This window comes from Halobacterium sp. MBLA0001 (genome assembly GCF_049705385.1).
In the GTDB taxonomy this organism is placed as follows: Archaea; Halobacteriota; Halobacteria; order Halobacteriales; family Halobacteriaceae; genus Halobacterium; species Halobacterium salinarum.
The window spans coordinates 1,143,638-1,158,969 of sequence record NZ_JBNAMQ010000007.1 but is presented as its reverse complement, the minus strand read 5'-3'; the positions used below and the strand labels follow the sequence as shown (position 1 = coordinate 1,158,969).

The following is a 15,332-nucleotide window of genomic DNA, read 5'->3' as shown; positions in this document are numbered from 1 at the left end:
GTGTCAGGTCAAGGTGTAGAGGCGTTTGCGGGCGTCGGTGAACGAGAACCGCGAGGAGACGATGTCGTGGTCTTCGAGGCGCGTGAGCGCGTATCTGACGGTGCGGTCCGGGAGCAGTGTCTTCTCGGCGAGCTCCCGCTGTGAGAGGGTGTCGTTGTATTCGAGGACCTTGGCGACGAGCTTCGCGCTCGGCGGGAGGGATTCGAGTGCGTCCGCCGTCTCGGTGGCGCTCATACCCACCAGTATCGAATGCGCCGTATTAATCCTTTTGCTATATTTGATGCGCTACGGTAATTCAACGACGGGGTGGCTGCGTCGGTCACGGGGGATGGATTCACCCCCAACGACCGGCTGTGACTGTCTCGCGCGTGCGGTTTCGAACCCCCACACAGGTTGGGTCACCCGAAGCCTCTTATGAACTAACACCCTACTCAGTGGTGATGACCGATACCGTCGAGGACGTGGAGCTCCCCTACGACGACAGCGCCTCACAACAGGACAAACTGGAGGCGCTAGAGGAGCAACTCTCTACCCTCGAAGAGGAGAACGAGGAGATGCGAGACCGGCTGCTTGATGCCAACGCAGAGAACAACAAATACCAGCAGAAGCTCGAACGCCTCTCACACGAGAACAAGAAGCTCAAGCAGTCGCCGCTGTTCATCGCGACTGTCCAGGAGCTCACCGACGAGGGGGCCGTGATCAAACAGCACGGCAACAACCAGGAAGCGCTCACTGAGGTCACGGACGAGCTGCGTGCCACCCTCGAACCGGGCTCGCGGGTCGCGGTCAACAACTCGCTGTCCGTCGTCCGCCAACTGGACGACGAGGCAGACGTGCGGGCTCGTGTCATGGAAGTCGATGACTCCCCCGACGTGGGCTACGAGGACATCGGCGGCCTCGACGACCAGCTCCGGGAAGTCCGGGAGACAGTCGAGCTTCCGATGAAAGACCCCGGCCTGTTCGAGACCGTGGGCATCAACCCGCCGAGCGGCGTGTTGTTGCACGGGCCGCCCGGCACGGGCAAGACGCTGATGGCGAAGGCCGTCGCCAGCCAGACGGACGCCAGCTTCATCAAGATGGCCGGCAGCGAGCTCGTGCACAAGTTCATCGGCGAGGGCGCGAAGCTCGTGCGCGATCTCTTCCAGGTCGCCCGCGACCACGAGCCCGCCGTCGTGTTCATCGACGAGATCGACGCCATCGCCTCGAAGCGCACGGACTCGAAGACCAGCGGGGACGCCGAGGTCCAGCGCACGATGATGCAGTTGCTCTCGGAGATGGACGGCTTCGACGAGCGCGGCGACATCCGCATCATCGCCGCCACCAACCGCTTCGACATGCTCGATCGCGCGATCCTGCGGCCCGGCCGCTTCGACCGCCTCATCGAGGTTCCCCACCCGAACGTGGGCGGCCGCGAGAAGATCTTCCGCATCCACACGCGGGCGATGAACGTCGCCGACAGCGTCGACTTCGGCGAGCTCGCCGCCGACACCGGGGATCTCTCCGGTGCGGACGTGAAAGCGATCTGTACGGAGGCCGGGATGTTCGCCATCCGCGACGACCGCACGGAGGTCCGGATGCAGGACTTCCAGTCGGCACGCGAGAAACTCGATCAGGACTCCGAGCCCGCCGCCGCCACGGACGTCTCCCGGACGTTCGCGTAGTCGGCCGGCGATTCGGGGGCCGTTTTTCCGCGACCCTGGCGCGTTACAGCGCTGTGAACGCCAGGTACGGCACGCCGAACAGCACCGCCGTCAGCACCACCAGAACAAGCGCGTAGCTGACAGCCGTCCCGAGCGCTGTCCGCCACGCGTCGTGATCGAACGCATCGAGCGCGTCGCTCATACCGACACGTCGCGGTGCCACGTCCTAAGCGTTGTCATCACCGCGCCGGTCAGTCGAGGATGTCACCGATCCGGCGCGGCTCCCCGGACAGCGTCGGGTTCGGTTCGACGAGCTTGAGCAGGTCGTGGTCGGTGACGTCGTGGTAGTCGGACTGCGTGGCGTCCTCGATGAGGGGTTTCTCCAGGCGGAACTCGGTGCCCTCGTACACCACGTCGACGCCGTCGTCTGCAACCGAGAGGGAGGTCATGACTGATGGTACGTGTGCAGAGACTAAACCCCGTCGTCTGACGGTCGTCCGACGGTCTCGCGGGGTTTATGCCGATGCGACGACTGGACTGCGGTGTGCTCGGCCCGACCCCGATCGACCAGTTACACATCCCGGACGGCACCACGGTCAAGGAGCACGACGTGGTCGCCGACAGTGACGTGCTGATCGGGGCGCAGTCGCAGCTCCGGCTCGGGGTGCGGGGCCACAACGTCGTTGCAGGCGAACGGGTGTCCGTCGACGGCGACATCGAGGCGGCGGGCGACTGCCGGCTGGACATGTGGTGTGAGGTCACCGGCAACGTGCTCGTTGAAGGCGACGCCTACGTGGGTGAACGCACCCACATCACGGAGCGGCTGGTCGTCGGTGGCGACCTCGACATCGGCGACGACGTCGACATCGAGGAGGGGTTCGAGGCGTCGGGCTGGATCGTCATCCGGAACCCGATGCCCACCCTCACGTTCTTCGTCATGTACCTCACGCACCTCCTCCGGCTCGGCGAGGCGGAGGACGCCCAGGAACTCGTCGAGGAGCTGGCGGCCGACAGCGACCGCGGCCCCCTCACGATCCCGCAGTCGGCCAGCGTCTCCGACGACGCCTGGCGCGTCTCCACGCCGGCGACCATCGGGGACGACTGCCGGCTGCACGGCAACATCCGGGCGACCGAGATCGACGTCGGGCGCGGGAACAACGTCTTCGGGAGCCTGCGCGCCCAGAACGACGTGACGGTTGGCGCGGGCACGAAGATCCACGGCGACGTGACCACCCGGAACGGGAGCGTCCACGTCCAGGGGGACGCGGTCGTCCTCGGCGACGTCTCCGGCCACGACGTCACCATCGACGAGGCGGCAGACGTCGACGGCGTCATCCGCGCCCGCGGCGAGATGCGGCTTGGGAGTGTTGCCGACCGGGACGCCGAGTGACGCGCCCGGACCATCAGGTTTCTTGATTGGTCCGCGACCATCCAGCAGTGATGCCCTCCCCCGACGATGACGGTGCGACGGACCAGTCGTTGAACGGTGACCACGGGCCGCCGCGGCTGGGCGTCCGCCTGCTCCCCTCGGCGGTGCTCGCGTGGCTCGGCGTACTCGCGTTGCTCACCGGAGTTCACGGCGTCTGGTGGATGCTCGGCGAGCCGACCCCCGCGTACGCCGGGTACGGCGTTCCGAGTCTGCTGTGGGACAGCGCGCTCGTGTTCGTCGGCGTCTACTTCCTCACAGTGGCCGTCGGGAGCGCTGCCGCCCGGCTGGATTAGGACTGTGACTTCTCGGCCGCCTCGTCGTAGGGGTCTTCGACCTCGCCGGTGATCGCTTCCAGCACGTCGGTGATCGTGACCATGCCAACGACGGCGCCCGTGTCGGGGTCGGTGACGAACGCGAGTTCCTGACGTTCGGCCTGGAAGCGGTCGATGGCCGCACTGACAGCGATGTCGGCGTCGAAGACCAGCGGCGGGTGCGCGACGTCTTCGAGGGCGAGCGTGCCGTCCCGGAGGTCGTCGAGGTCCCGGAAGACCTCGGGGAGGTAGACGACACCCCGGAAGTCATCCATCGATTCGCCGACCAGCGGGTACCGGACGTGGGGGCTGTCGGCCATCCGGTCGAGGTTCGTCTCCAGGTCGTCGGTCGTGGAGACGGCGACGACCTCGTCGACCGGAACGGCTTCATCGCCGACGGGGATGCGGTCGATGTCGAGCGCGCCGATGACTTCCTCACGGCGCTCGTCGGGAATCTCCGTTCCACTGAGCAGGTCGCCCATCTGGCTCCGGAGGTCGGAGCGGCCGTCGATGGTCGGCTCGCCTTCAGCCTCTTCTTCGGTCCACGAGCGCGTCATCTCGACGCCCACGAGAGAGAGAATCGCCTTGGCGATGCGGTCACCGGCGCGAATGATGGGGGACATGGTCCGCGTCCACCAGTAGTGGAGTGGGGCACAGTAGTGCGCGACCGTCTTCGCGCGCTCGACGCCGAGGTAAGTGGGTGCCTGCTCGGCGAGCACGAGGTGGGCGACGTTCATGACGGCGAGAGCCACCAGCACGGAGAGCGTCGCGATGGACCCCGCGCCGAAGCCCACGAACTCGAAAACGGGTGTGAACAACACTGCGAGCGCGGGCTCGGCGACGACCCCCAGCCCGACCGAGCAGACGGTGATGCCGAGCTGGCAGCCTGTCAGGTAGATTTCGAGGCGGTCGGTCATCTCCCACGCCCGGCGGAGCCCTGCCGTCTCCTGGAACGCCGACTCGTCGAACTGTCGGACGCGAGTGAGCGCGAACTCGGTCGCGACGAAGAAGCCGTTGCCGGCGAGGAGGGCGATGCCGCCGAAGATGCGTAGCGCGGTCACCGGCGTGATTTCGCCAGTAGACATATCGGCAGCATGACGAACGCCGTGCAAAGAAGTGTCGGATTCGATACAGCGGACGGACGGCGGGACCCCAACCGAAAAACGCTTTCCGACGCTGGAGCAACGGTGATGGTATGCTCTCTATCGCGCTTGCCGGGAAGCCGAACGCCGGCAAGTCGACGTTCTACACGGCGGCGACGCGGTCGGAGGTGGACGTGGCGAACTACCCGTTCACCACCATCGACGCGAACCGGGGCGTGACCCACGTGCGGACGGCGTGTCCGTGCCTGACCCGCGAGGAGCGCTGCGGCCACGAACACTGCCACGACGGGAAGCGCTACGTGCCGGTGGAGCTGCTGGACGTGGCGGGGTTGGTGCCGGGCGCCCACGAGGGCCGCGGGCTCGGCAACCAGTTCCTCGACGAGCTGTCGAACGCCGACGTCATCGTGAACGTCGTCGACGCCTCGGGCGCGACGAACGAGGAGGGCGAACCGGTCGAGATCGGGGACCACGACCCAGTCGAGGACATCGACTTCGTCGAAGAGGAGATGGATCTGTGGCTCGCGGGCATCGTCGAGGACAACTGGGAGAGCGTCGAGCGGGCGTCCCGGTCGCCGGGGTTCGACATCGAGACGGCCATCACGGAGATGATGACCGGCTTCGGCGCGAGCGAGTACCAGGTCGCGGCGGTCCTTCGGGAGTTCGACTATCCCGATGACCCCATCCAGTGGAGCGGCGAGGACCGCGAGGCGCTGGCCCGCGGTGTCCGCGAGCGCACGAAGCCCATCGTCGTCGTCGCGAACAAAGTCGACGTGGCACCCGAAGAGAACGTCCAACGGCTGCTCGACCTCGACAAGCCCGTGATTCCCGCGACGGCACAGGGCGAACTCGCGTTGCGGCGCGGTGCCGACGCGGGCTTCCTGGACTACGACCCCGGCGACGAGGACTTCGACATCACGGGCGACGTGGGCGACGACCAGCGGGAGGCCCTCGAAGCCCTCCGGGAGACGATGCAGGAGTACGGCGGCACGGGCATGCAGCGTGCGCTCGATTACGCTGTCTACGACCTGCTGGAGATGGTGACAGCGTTCCCCGTCCAGGACCAGTCGAAGTGGACCGACGCCACGGGCACCGTCCTCCCCGACGCCGTCCTGCTTGACGCGGGGTCGACGCCCGTTGACTTGGCGTACGCCGTGCACTCGGACATCGGCGACGGCTACCTGCACGCCGTCAACGCGAAGACCAACCGGGAGATCGGCGAGGACGACGAGCTCGGCGAGGGTGACGTGGTGAAGATCGTCTCCACGGCGAACTAAGCCGTGTCCGGGTGGCGCGCGATGAGCACGCCGCGATCGCCGGTCACGGTGAGAGTGCCGTCGGCGAAGCGCGCCCGGAACGCCCGTTCGAGCGCGGGTCCGGCTTCCGGGTCGAAGCCCGGCAGCGAGAGCACGTACGCGACCAGCGGCTCGGGGGCGTCGACCACGAGGGGGGCGTCGAGACGACGCCGCTCGACGGCGGCGAAGCGGTCGCGGAGCTGCGCCGCGCCGTTCTGAAGCGTGAACGGGCGCTCATCCGGCACGTCGCCGTGGTCGCGGGCGACAGCCCAGAGTTCGGTGAGCGCGTCGTCGCCGCTGGTCGCGGCGTGCAGTTCACCCGTCGGGGTCAGTACGCGGGCGATCTCGGCGAGCGCCTGCCGGCGGTCGGCGTCGCCGAGGTGCGCGAGCACGTGGTGGGCGGTGACGGCGTCGAACGTGTCCGCGGGATACGGGATGTCGCGGGCGTCCACGACGTCGAAGGTGAACTCGTGTGGGGCGTCCGCGAGCGCGTCCATCGCGTCAGCCGTCACGCCCTGGAACGCGTCGGTGACGGTGACGTCCCAGCCGTCGGGGACGCGGTCGGCGTTCGCGCCCCAGAACGCGCCGTGGCCGGCACCGAGCGAGAGCACCGCGGCGTCGGGGCCGAGATCGAGGTGGTCGAACAGCCACTCGTAGTGGGATCGCTCGCCGGTACCGAAGCGGGCGTCGAGCGCGCGTCGGGCGGCGAGCAGTCCGCCGTCGGCGTACTGCGCGGCGACCACGTCGTCGGCCTGCCAGTCGGTCATGGTGGTGGCGAGGAAGCGCGGTGCCTTCAGGCCGGCGGTGTAGGGGGGCGGCGGCGTGAGCGGGTTACTGGACGGCAGCCGTCGCCGCGCGCATCACGTCGATGGCGTCCCGCAGCGTCGCCATGTCCGTGGCGTACGAGATGCGGGCGGTGCCCGCGCCGTGGTCGCCGAACGCCGACCCGGGGACGACGACGACGCCGCGGTCGACGACCTCGTCGATCCAGCCGTCGGGCACCGTCGGCATCGCGTAGAACGCGCCCCCGGGAGTCGGGACGTCGAGACCCATGGCTTCGAGGCCGTCCAGCAGGACGTCCCGGCGCGCCTCGAAGGCCGCCACCATCTCGTCGACGACGCCTTGGGGGCCCGAGAGCGCGGCTTCGGCGGCGTACTGGGCGGGCGCGCTGGCACACGCCTGGACGTACTGGTGGACGCGAAGCATGCGCTCGGCGCGGCGCTCGCTGGCGGCGACCCAGCCCAGCCGCCAGCCGGTCATCGAGTACGTCTTCGAGCAGGCGTTCACCACGACGACGTTGTCGGTGTCGGCGAACTCCATCGGGGAGCGGTGTTCGCCCTCGAAGACGATGTGTTCGTAGACCTCGTCGCTGATGCAGAGCACGTCGTGCTCGTCGGCGATGCGCGCGAACGCGCGCATGTCGGCGGGCGACTGCACGGCACCGGTGGGGTTTGCCGGCGAGTTCACGACGAACGCGGCCGTGTCGTCGGTGATGTGGTCCTCGACGGTCCCGGGGGCCAGCGTGAGGTCGTCTCGCAGCGGCAATCCCACGGGGTTGCCGCCGGCCATGCGTGTGAGCGCGTCGTAGGAGACGAACCCGGGGTCTGGGAACAGCACCTCCTCCCCGGGGTCGACGTGGGCTTCCATGGCGAGGTGCAGCGCCTCGCTGCCGCCGGCCGTCGCGATGACGCCCGCCGGCGCGACGTCGACGCCCTGGTCGCGGGCGTGCTTCTCGACGATGGCGTCGACCAGCGCCGCCGTCCCGCGGTTGGACGTGTAGCCGTCGGCCGCGCCGGATTCGATGGCGTCGACCGCGGCCTGCCGGGCGTGGTCGGGCGTGGGGAAGTCGGGCTGGCCGAGGCCGAGGTTGATGGCGTCCTCGCCGGCCGCCTCGAACACCGCCCGGATGCCGCTGATCGAGACCTGGGCCACGCGGTCGGAGAACTCCGTCATACCACAGACGGGGGCGCGGTCCCTGATAACTGTTGGCGACCGACCGCCCGGGCGGTGCAAGCACTGCCCGGGAATGTCGAAAATAATAGCGGAGAATAGCGCCCCCAACAAAACAGTAACGTACCCGTTCGTGGGCTTCTCAGAGCGTATGCGACACGTATGCCATGGTACCGCGAGCACACATGTATAATCTTTCCGGGAGCTTATTGCGGCCGAGTCCGTCCCCACATGGGATGGGTTTTCGAGACTTTCATCCGGCCGTTCTTGCGACCGCGCTTGCAACGTTCATCGCCTTTCTCGGCATCGGTGTTGTCGACCCGATTCTGCCAAGTATCGCGAAGGAGCTGGGCGCCGACCACTTCATGGTGATGTTCCTGTTCACGAGCTATCTGCTGGTGACCGGGCTCGCGAACCTCGTGGCGGGCACGCTGGCCACACGCATCGGCAGCAAGAACACGATGCTCGTCGGCATCGGGATCGTCGCCGTGTTCGCCGGCGGCTGTGCGCTCGTCTCCTCGGTGGAGTCGATGGCCGTGCTGCGTGGCTTCTGGGGGCTGGGCAACGCCCTGTTCACCACCACCGCGCTCGCCATCATCGTGGGCGTCTCAGCCGGGAACAGCGGCCGCGCGATCACCCTGTACGAGGCCGCCCTCGGCTTCGGGATCGCGTGCGGGCCGCTCCTGGGCGGGTTCCTGGGCGCGCAGTCCTGGCGGCTCCCGTTCGCCGGGACGAGCGTCCTGATGCTGCTCGGGTTCGTCTTCGTCGCCACCACCGTCACGGAACCGGACACGGAGGGCCGCGAGGGCGTGCGCGCGCTCATCGGGACGTTCCGTCACACCGGCGTGCGAACGAACGCGATCGTCGGCATGCTCTACACCTACGGGTTTTTCACCGTGCTGGCGTACACGCCGCTGGTGCTTGAGGGGTTCACAACGATGCAGATCGGGCTGGTGTTCTTCGCGTGGGGACTGCTCGTGATCGTGGGGTCCGCGGTCCTCGCGCCGCGGCTGAACGCGCGGTTCGGAACGCCGGAGGTGGCTAGCGCGGCGCTGACCGCCTTCGCGGCGCTGCTGTGCCTGATGTGGCTGGTCAGTTCCCCGATGGTGTTGGCCGGGCTCGTGGTCACCGCCGGCCTCGCGTGTGGGCTCCTGAACGCGAACCTGTCGACGCTCGCGATGGGGATCTCCACGCACAGCCGGCCGTCCGCCTCGGGCGCGTACAACAGCCTGCGGTTCACCGGCGGCGCGTTCGCGCCGATCGTCGCGGGCTACATCGGCGGGAACTACGGAGCGGCGCTGCCGTTCCTGCTGGGCGCGGCCGTCATCACGCTGGGCCTCATCGTGTTGTTGGCGCGGTTCAGCGCGTTCACGTTCGCCACGCCGGACGCCGTCGGCGATCACTGACTGCCCCGGGCTACTGGAACATCCGCAGGGGTTTGGCCTGCGTCGATTCGTGCTCGTCGGCGTGCTGCATCTGTTCGGCGAGCTGTTCTTTCTGCGAGCGAATGTCCGCGGCGCGGTCGACGAGATCGTCGGTCGGCACGCTGACCTCCACGAGCGGTTCGATGGCGTGATCGATGAGGCGGCGTGCGCCCGCCGGGTCGGGGAACTGCGGGTCCGATTCGACCACGAGGGCGGCGGCGTCCAGTTGGCGCTGGGTGGCGGCGGTCATGAGCGCGCCGGTCGGCCCGCCGATGACGCCGCGCTCGGGCGGCGTTCCGATGTCCAACGCCGCGATGCGCTCCGGGAGCGCCCCGGACCCGATCCCGAACACGGTGGGGAGGTCGCCGAGCTCGTGGTCGTCGCTGGGCAGCCCGCTGAGGTAGACGGGCGTGACGTCGTGGTGGTCGATCCAGCCGGTGACGCAGTCCGCGAACTCGGTGCCGTTGTTGCGGGAGATCGGAACGTCGCTCTGGAGCGCCAACAGCCCCCGGGACTCGTCGGCGTAGATCCGCACCGGCGGGGTGGCCGCGTGGCTGTCCTCGGTGTAGACGGTGACCTGGGGGATCGCCGCACAGGACACGCTTCCGACGCAGGACATATCGAAGACGTCGATGATGTGGTCGGTGGCGATCTTCCCGACGAGCCCGACGCCGGGCAACCCCTCGATGAGAACGGGGTCCTCGATGTCGAACGCCGTGTGCGTGGTTACGCTTCCCATGGGCGTGCGGTTCGCGGGAGGAACTCATAAACCCGGGGGCGGCGACCGCCACGCGAGCGCAAGCCACAAGCCGGCGTCACGCCTACCCGCGAGCAATGGACGCGCTGTCGCGGTACGAGCCGATCATCGACGACTTCGAGGGGTTCCTGGCGGCGTGCGAGCGCCCGCTGCCGACGACGGTTCGCGTGAACCCGCTGGCGGTGGCCCCCGACCGCGCCGTCGAGGCGCTGGCTGCCGAGGGGGTGGCAGTGGACCGCCGGGAGTGGCACCCGGGCGTGCTGGAGGTGGACACGAACAAGCCGGGGAACACGTGGCCGTACGTCCACGGCTGGGTGCACGGCCAGGAGGAGGTGTCCTGCGTGCCGCCTCGCGTGCTCGACCCCGAGCCCGGCGACGTGGTGTGGGACGCGTGTGCGGCCCCCGGGGGGAAGACCGCACAGATCGCCGCCGAGATCGACGACGACGGCCTGGTGGTGGCCAACGACGACAACCTCGGGCGGTTGTCGGCGCTGCGCGGGAACTGCGACCGCCTGGGCGTGACGTCGGCGGCGGTGACGAACACCGACGCGCGGCGCGCGACCCTCGATGCGTTCCCCGACGTGGCGGCGGTCGACGCGGCGCTGGTGGACGCGCCCTGCAGCTGTGAGGGCACGATCCGGAAGAACGCCGACGCGCTGGACGGCGCGGGGGCGTCCGCGAGCCGGAGTCTCGGCCGGCTGCAGGCGGACATCCTGGCGCGCGCCGTCGCGCTCACGCGGCCCGGCGGCACCGTGGTGTACTCGACGTGCACGTTCGCCCCCGAGGAGAACGAGGCTGTGGTGGACGAGGTGCTTGGCCGCACCGACAGCCGCCTGGTCGAGTTCGACGTGGGGCTGGCGTCGGCGCCGGGTCTGACCGAGTGGGGCGACGCGTCGTACGACGACAGCCTGGCGCGCGCGCAGCGATACTACCCCCATCACAACGACACCGGCGGGTTCTTCGCCGCGAAGCTGGAGGTGACGGTATGACCGACAACGACAGCCAGACGTTCGGCCGGCTGCCCGCAACGGACGCCGAGCGCAGCGTGGCGGGCCGCCCCACTCGGGCGGCGGTCGTGGACTGGTGGACCGACCGCTTCGGGGTGCCGCGGACGATCTTCGAGTCGTACACGCTCTGGGAGAAAGGCGCGGGGAAGGTGTGGGCGCTGCCGTTCGATCCGGGGGCACCCGTGCCCGTGGAGGCGCTCGGGTTGACCGTCCTCCGGACGCGCCAAGAGCACTGGAAGCCGACGACGATCGCCGCCCAGCGGTTCGGCCGCGAGGCGACGCGCAACGTGTTGCGGCTGGACGAGCGCGATCAGGCCGCCGCGTTCCTCGCCGGCGAGGAGCAGGAGATCGCGTGGGACGGCGACTGGGGGTACGTGATCGCCGCCCACGAGCTCACCGGCCGCCTGGAGCCCATCGGCGTCGGGCTGTACACGTACGGCACGCTGCAGTCGATGGTGCCGAAGGGGCGGCGCCGCGAGTTCTGAGTGCCCCGACGGATGGCAGAAGGTTCTTGCAGTGCGCGTGGCATCACCGGGTATGGATCGGCGGACGCTGCTGGGGCGGGCGGTCGCTGGACTCACAGCGTGTGTGTCCCTGTCGGTGGGTGCGGGGTGTCTCGGGGGCGGCCAGGAGGAGTCGGTGCTGGCTGTGACCGGGCGGAGCTTCGAGCGCGGCGAGAACGACACGCTGGTGTATCGGGTGACAGTGTCGAACCCCAGCGACCGGTCGGGGAACGGGCAGCTGTACGTGAACACGGAGTTGAACGGGGCCGAACGGACGCGAACGACCGGCGTCTCGGTGCCGGCGCACGCCACGACGACCGTCGCGTTCGCGTACAACGTGACCTACGGGGAGCTCTCGGAGTCGGTGTCGCCGTCGGTTGACCTCCGGGAAGGCGAGCCCACCGAAACCGACGCGTGATACAGCGCCCGCCCAGGGGCGGCCGTGCTGACGCATCCCGAAATCCGTAAACCGGCGGGGCTCCCTCTGAGGGGTATGAGCGATCACGCCGAGCACGCCGCCGATGCGGCGGACACGGACGCCCCGGAGGGAGACGACGCGGGCGGCGACGACGGCACCAGCGCGCTCAGCGAGCGCGTGCGGGCGCTGGACGCCGACAACGCCGACGCGCTCGCCGACGACGTTGCGGCGTTGGAGGCGCGCGTGGAGACGCTGACCGACGAGTTGGCCGACGCCGAGGACGAGGTCGCGGACCTCACGGAGCGCGTGCAGACGAAGCAGGCGGACTTCAAGAACTACAAGGAGCGCGCGAAGCGCAAGCAGGAGGAGATCCGGGAGCGCGCCACCGAGGACCTCGTGGAGCGGCTGCTGGACGTACGTGACAACCTCGACCGGGCGCTCGACCAGGAGGCGTCCGAGAGCGACGAGGACGGCATCCGCGAGGGTGTGGAGCTGACCCGCGACGAGTTCGACCGCGTGCTGGAGACCGAGGGCGTGACCGAGATCCGGCCGGAGCCCGGCGACAGCGTGGACGCGGCCCGCCACGAGGTGATGATGCGGGTGGACAGCGACCAGCCGGCGGGCACCATCGTGGACGTGTACCGGCCGGGGTACGAGATGTCCGGGCGGGTTGTGCGCGCCGCCCAGGTCACGGTCAGCGAGGAGTAAGCGGACACTGTTTTGCGGCCCGGGCTCGTGGCGGAACGCATGGAGATCTCCGTGCACGGCGACGGCGACGACCGGGAGCCGGTGTTGGTCGTGTTGGGGTGGGGCAACCACCCCGGTCAGGCGAACGTTGCGTGGTTGATCGACGGGCTCGTGGCCGCTGGCTGGGAGGTGCATGCGGCGACGCTCCCGACCAACGCGTCGTCGTTCGAGCGCGCGTACATGCGGCCGTTGGCGTCGTACGTGGCGGACCGGACGTTCGACGCGGTGGTGGCCCACAGCCTGGGCGGGCTGGTGACCGCGACCCTCGACTGGGACGTGCGTCGGGTGTATCTCAGCCCGTGGTGGGGCGTCCGGGAGGGCGTGCAGTCGGCGGTGTTCCGGGCGCTGGCGGCGCTACCGACGAGCCGCCCGTTGGTGCCGGCCGCCGGGTCGGTCGGCGACATCAGCGAGCCGACGCCCCGGGAGACGACCCGGTTATCCCCGACGTTCGTCCGGGAGGTGCGGCGCGCCCAGGCGTCGCTGCCGGCGTTCAGGCCAGACAGCACCGTGTTCTGCTCGCTGACGGATGCCATCGTGTCCGTGGCCGCGATCGGCGAGCGGACCCCGGCGGCGAACCTCCGGGTGTACGACGGCGGCCACGAGTTCTTCTCCTCGACCGGGCGGGCGGCCGTGCTCGATGACGTGATCGCGGCGCTGCGCGATGGCCCCGCGGCGGTGGCCGGGGCATCCACATAATGGTGCCGTGGTGGCCGCCGGGTGGGCGGGCGCGAAACCGACCCCCCGGGATCGCGGTCGGGAGCCAAAACCAGGCAACAGCGACGGGATGGCCTGTTCTCGGCGTCGGTCGCACTAGCAAGGCTTAAACAGAAAACGCTCCGTACTGTCGGGTAACATGGCGAGCGAGAAGATTCTGGGAGTCGACCTCGGCACCACGAACAGCGCGTTCGCTGTGATGGAAGGCAGCGACCCCGAAATCATCACGAACGAAGAAGGCGACCGCACCACGCCGTCGATCGTCGCCCACGACGACGGCGAGTTGCTAGTCGGCAAACCCGCGAAAAACCAGGCGGTACAGAACCCCGATCAGACCATCGCGTCCATCAAGCGCCACATGGGCGAGGAGGACTACACGGTTGCCCTCGGCGACGACGAGTACACGCCCGAGGAGATTTCGGCGCGCATCCTCCAGAAGATCAAACGCGACGCCGAGGAGTATCTCGGCCAGGACGTCGAGAAAGCCGTCATCACGGTGCCGGCGTACTTCAACGACCGCCAGCGCCAGGCGACCAAGGACGCCGGCGAGATCGCGGGCTTCGACGTCGAGCGCATCGTCAACGAGCCGACGGCCGCGTCGATGGCGTACGGCCTCGACGAGGACCGCGACCAGACCGTGTTGGTCTACGACCTCGGTGGCGGGACGTTCGACGTGTCGATCCTGGACCTGGGCGGCGGCGTCTACGAGGTCGCAGCCACGAACGGGGACAACGACCTCGGTGGCGACGACTGGGACCACGCCATCATCGACCACCTCGCGGACAACTTCGAGAACGAGCACGGGATCGACCTGCGGGAGGACCGCCAGGCGCTCCAGCGACTCACGGAGGCCGCCGAGGAAGCCAAAATCGAGCTGTCGAGCCGGAAGGAGACGACGGTCAACCTGCCGTTCGTCACGGCGACCGACTCCGGGCCGGTACACCTCGAACAGGACATCACGCGTGCGACCTTCGAGAGCATCACCGAGGACCTCATCGAGCGCACGGTTGGCCCGACGGAGCAGGCCCTCGAAGACGCCGGCCTCTCGAAGAGCGACATCGACGACGTGATCCTCGTCGGCGGGTCCACGCGAATGCCACAGGTCCAGGCGCAGGTCGAGGACCTCGTCGGCCAGGAGCCGAAGAAGAACGTCAACCCCGACGAGGCGGTGGCGCTCGGCGCGGCCGTCCAGGGTGGCGTGCTCTCCGGGGAGGTCGACGACATCGTGTTGGTGGACGTGACGCCGCTGAGCCTCGGCATCGAGGTCAAAGGCGGGCTCTTCGAGCGGCTCATCGAGAAGAACACCGCGATCCCGACGACGGCGTCGAAGGTGTTCACGACGGCCGCCGACAACCAGACCAGCGTCCAGATTCGAGTGTTCCAGGGCGAGCGCGAGATCGCCAACGAGAACGAGCTGCTGGGGGACTTCCATCTCACGGGCATCCCGCCGGCGCCCGCGGGTACGCCACAGATCGAGGTCACCTTCGAGATCGACGCCGACGGCATCGTCAACGTCGAAGCCGAAGACCAGGGGTCGGGCAACGCCGAGTCCATCACCATCGAGGGTGGGGCCGGGCTCAGCGACGAGCAGATCGACGAGATGCAGGAAGACGCCGAGGCGCACGCCGAGGAGGACGAGCAGCGCCGCCGCCGCATCGAGGCGCGCAACGAGGCCGAAACGGCGATCCAGCGCGCCGAGAGCCTCCTCGAGGAGAACGAGGAGCTCGTCGACGAGGACCTCGAAGCGGACGTGAACGACGCCATCGACGACGTCCAGGCGGTGCTCGACGAGGACGAGCCGGAGATCGACGCCCTCGAAACGGCCACCGAGGAGCTCAGTGACACCCTCCAGGAGATCGGCAAGCAGGCCTACCAGCAACAGCAGGACGCCCAGGCCGGCGCGGCCGGCGGCGCTGGCGGCATGGGTGGCATGGGCGGCATGGCCGACGGCCCCGGCGGGGCGGCCGACGCCGACGGCGACGACGAGGAGTACGTCGACGCGGACTTCGAGGACGTCGACGAGGAGTAACGCCACGG

General features: G+C 68.9%; 18 protein-coding genes. 11 read left to right on the top strand and 7 right to left on the bottom strand.

Annotated features, from left to right (window positions below):
• Nucleotides 1-3 precede the first annotated feature (3 nt).
• The gene (locus ACOZ32_RS07205) at nucleotides 4-234 is read right to left on the bottom strand and encodes a MarR family transcriptional regulator (protein WP_010902339.1); all 231 of its coding nucleotides are present in this window, start codon (nucleotides 232-234) and stop codon (nucleotides 4-6) included.
• A 206-nt stretch (nucleotides 235-440) separates the two neighbouring features.
• On the opposite strand from ACOZ32_RS07205, the gene pan1 reads away from it, so the two are divergent.
• A complete protein-coding gene (gene pan1 / locus ACOZ32_RS07200; RefSeq protein ID WP_012289167.1) occupies nucleotides 441-1,661 on the top strand; it encodes a proteasome-activating nucleotidase Pan1 in 1,221 nt (406 codons plus the stop codon).
• A gap of 43 nt (nucleotides 1,662-1,704) precedes the next feature.
• On the opposite strand, the gene ACOZ32_RS07195 is transcribed toward pan1, so the two are convergent.
• Both ACOZ32_RS07195 and ACOZ32_RS07190 read right to left on the bottom strand, forming a co-directional pair.
• The gene (locus ACOZ32_RS07195; RefSeq protein ID WP_205252473.1) at nucleotides 1,705-1,842 is read right to left on the bottom strand and encodes a hypothetical protein; all 138 of its coding nucleotides are present in this window, start codon (nucleotides 1,840-1,842) and stop codon (nucleotides 1,705-1,707) included.
• A gap of 49 nt (nucleotides 1,843-1,891) precedes the next feature.
• The gene (locus tag ACOZ32_RS07190) at nucleotides 1,892-2,089 is read right to left on the bottom strand and encodes a DUF5800 family protein (protein ID WP_010902336.1); all 198 of its coding nucleotides are present in this window, start codon (nucleotides 2,087-2,089) and stop codon (nucleotides 1,892-1,894) included.
• 68 nt (nucleotides 2,090-2,157) lie between these two features.
• On the opposite strand from ACOZ32_RS07190, the gene ACOZ32_RS07185 reads away from it, so the two are divergent.
• Together ACOZ32_RS07185 and ACOZ32_RS07180 are read left to right on the top strand one after the other, a co-directional pair.
• On the top strand, nucleotides 2,158-3,030 hold the full coding sequence (locus ACOZ32_RS07185; RefSeq protein ID WP_424335111.1) for an acyltransferase: 873 nt from the start codon (nucleotides 2,158-2,160) through the stop codon (nucleotides 3,028-3,030).
• A gap of 50 nt (nucleotides 3,031-3,080) precedes the next feature.
• Nucleotides 3,081-3,362, top strand: a complete 282-nt coding sequence (locus ACOZ32_RS07180) for a hypothetical protein (protein WP_424335110.1) — start codon at nucleotides 3,081-3,083, stop codon at nucleotides 3,360-3,362.
• Here ACOZ32_RS07180 and ACOZ32_RS07175 read toward each other — a convergent pair.
• Nucleotides 3,359-4,465, bottom strand: a complete 1,107-nt coding sequence (locus ACOZ32_RS07175; protein ID WP_205251528.1) for a CNNM domain-containing protein — start codon at nucleotides 4,463-4,465, stop codon at nucleotides 3,359-3,361. The two genes, ACOZ32_RS07180 and ACOZ32_RS07175, sit on opposite strands and share 4 nt — an antisense overlap.
• A 110-nt stretch (nucleotides 4,466-4,575) precedes the next feature.
• On the opposite strand from ACOZ32_RS07175, the gene ACOZ32_RS07170 reads away from it, so the two are divergent.
• Complete coding sequence (locus ACOZ32_RS07170) at nucleotides 4,576-5,757, top strand: redox-regulated ATPase YchF (RefSeq protein ID WP_205251527.1); 1,182 nt, start codon at nucleotides 4,576-4,578, stop codon at nucleotides 5,755-5,757.
• Here the strand turns inward: ACOZ32_RS07170 and ACOZ32_RS07165 are convergent.
• Nucleotides 5,754-6,542, bottom strand: coding sequence for a class I SAM-dependent methyltransferase (locus tag ACOZ32_RS07165; RefSeq protein ID WP_205251526.1), 789 nt, complete (start codon nucleotides 6,540-6,542; stop codon nucleotides 5,754-5,756). The two genes, ACOZ32_RS07170 and ACOZ32_RS07165, sit on opposite strands and share 4 nt — an antisense overlap.
• A 64-nt stretch (nucleotides 6,543-6,606) precedes the next feature.
• Nucleotides 6,607-7,728, bottom strand: coding sequence for a pyridoxal phosphate-dependent aminotransferase (locus tag ACOZ32_RS07160; protein ID WP_285271341.1), 1,122 nt, complete (start codon nucleotides 7,726-7,728; stop codon nucleotides 6,607-6,609).
• A gap of 233 nt (nucleotides 7,729-7,961) precedes the next feature.
• On the opposite strand from ACOZ32_RS07160, the gene ACOZ32_RS07155 reads away from it, so the two are divergent.
• Entirely contained in the window at nucleotides 7,962-9,131 is a 1,170-nt protein-coding gene (locus ACOZ32_RS07155; RefSeq protein ID WP_148265491.1) for an MFS transporter, read from the top strand.
• Nucleotides 9,132-9,141: 10 nt separating this feature from the next.
• Here ACOZ32_RS07155 and ACOZ32_RS07150 read toward each other — a convergent pair whose 3' ends face one another.
• Nucleotides 9,142-9,888: a proteasome assembly chaperone family protein gene (locus ACOZ32_RS07150; RefSeq protein WP_205251524.1), complete on the bottom strand. Its 747-nt coding sequence runs from the start codon at nucleotides 9,886-9,888 to the stop codon at nucleotides 9,142-9,144.
• Between the two features lie 95 nt (nucleotides 9,889-9,983).
• On the opposite strand from ACOZ32_RS07150, the gene ACOZ32_RS07145 reads away from it, so the two are divergent.
• The 6 genes from ACOZ32_RS07145 to dnaK all read left to right on the top strand — a co-directional run bounded on the left by ACOZ32_RS07145 (nucleotide 9,984) and on the right by dnaK (nucleotide 15,324).
• Nucleotides 9,984-10,895 (top strand): RsmB/NOP family class I SAM-dependent RNA methyltransferase, encoded by a 912-nt coding sequence (locus ACOZ32_RS07145; protein WP_205251523.1) that lies wholly within the window; start codon nucleotides 9,984-9,986, stop codon nucleotides 10,893-10,895.
• Nucleotides 10,892-11,398, top strand: a complete 507-nt coding sequence (locus ACOZ32_RS07140) for a DUF7122 family protein (protein ID WP_010902326.1) — start codon at nucleotides 10,892-10,894, stop codon at nucleotides 11,396-11,398. The genes ACOZ32_RS07145 and ACOZ32_RS07140 overlap by 4 nt, the downstream gene beginning before the upstream one ends.
• Before the next feature lie 52 nt (nucleotides 11,399-11,450).
• Entirely contained in the window at nucleotides 11,451-11,834 is a 384-nt protein-coding gene (locus ACOZ32_RS07135; RefSeq protein WP_205251522.1) for a hypothetical protein, read from the top strand.
• 75 nt (nucleotides 11,835-11,909) lie between these two features.
• On the top strand, nucleotides 11,910-12,542 hold the full coding sequence (locus ACOZ32_RS07130) for a nucleotide exchange factor GrpE (RefSeq protein ID WP_205251521.1): 633 nt from the start codon (nucleotides 11,910-11,912) through the stop codon (nucleotides 12,540-12,542).
• Nucleotides 12,543-12,581: 39 nt separating this feature from the next.
• The gene (locus tag ACOZ32_RS07125) at nucleotides 12,582-13,277 is read left to right on the top strand and encodes a hypothetical protein (protein ID WP_205251520.1); all 696 of its coding nucleotides are present in this window, start codon (nucleotides 12,582-12,584) and stop codon (nucleotides 13,275-13,277) included.
• 157 nt (nucleotides 13,278-13,434) lie between these two features.
• Entirely contained in the window at nucleotides 13,435-15,324 is a 1,890-nt protein-coding gene (gene dnaK / locus ACOZ32_RS07120) for a molecular chaperone DnaK (protein WP_205251519.1), read from the top strand.
• The last annotated feature ends 8 nt before the right edge of the window (nucleotides 15,325-15,332 follow it).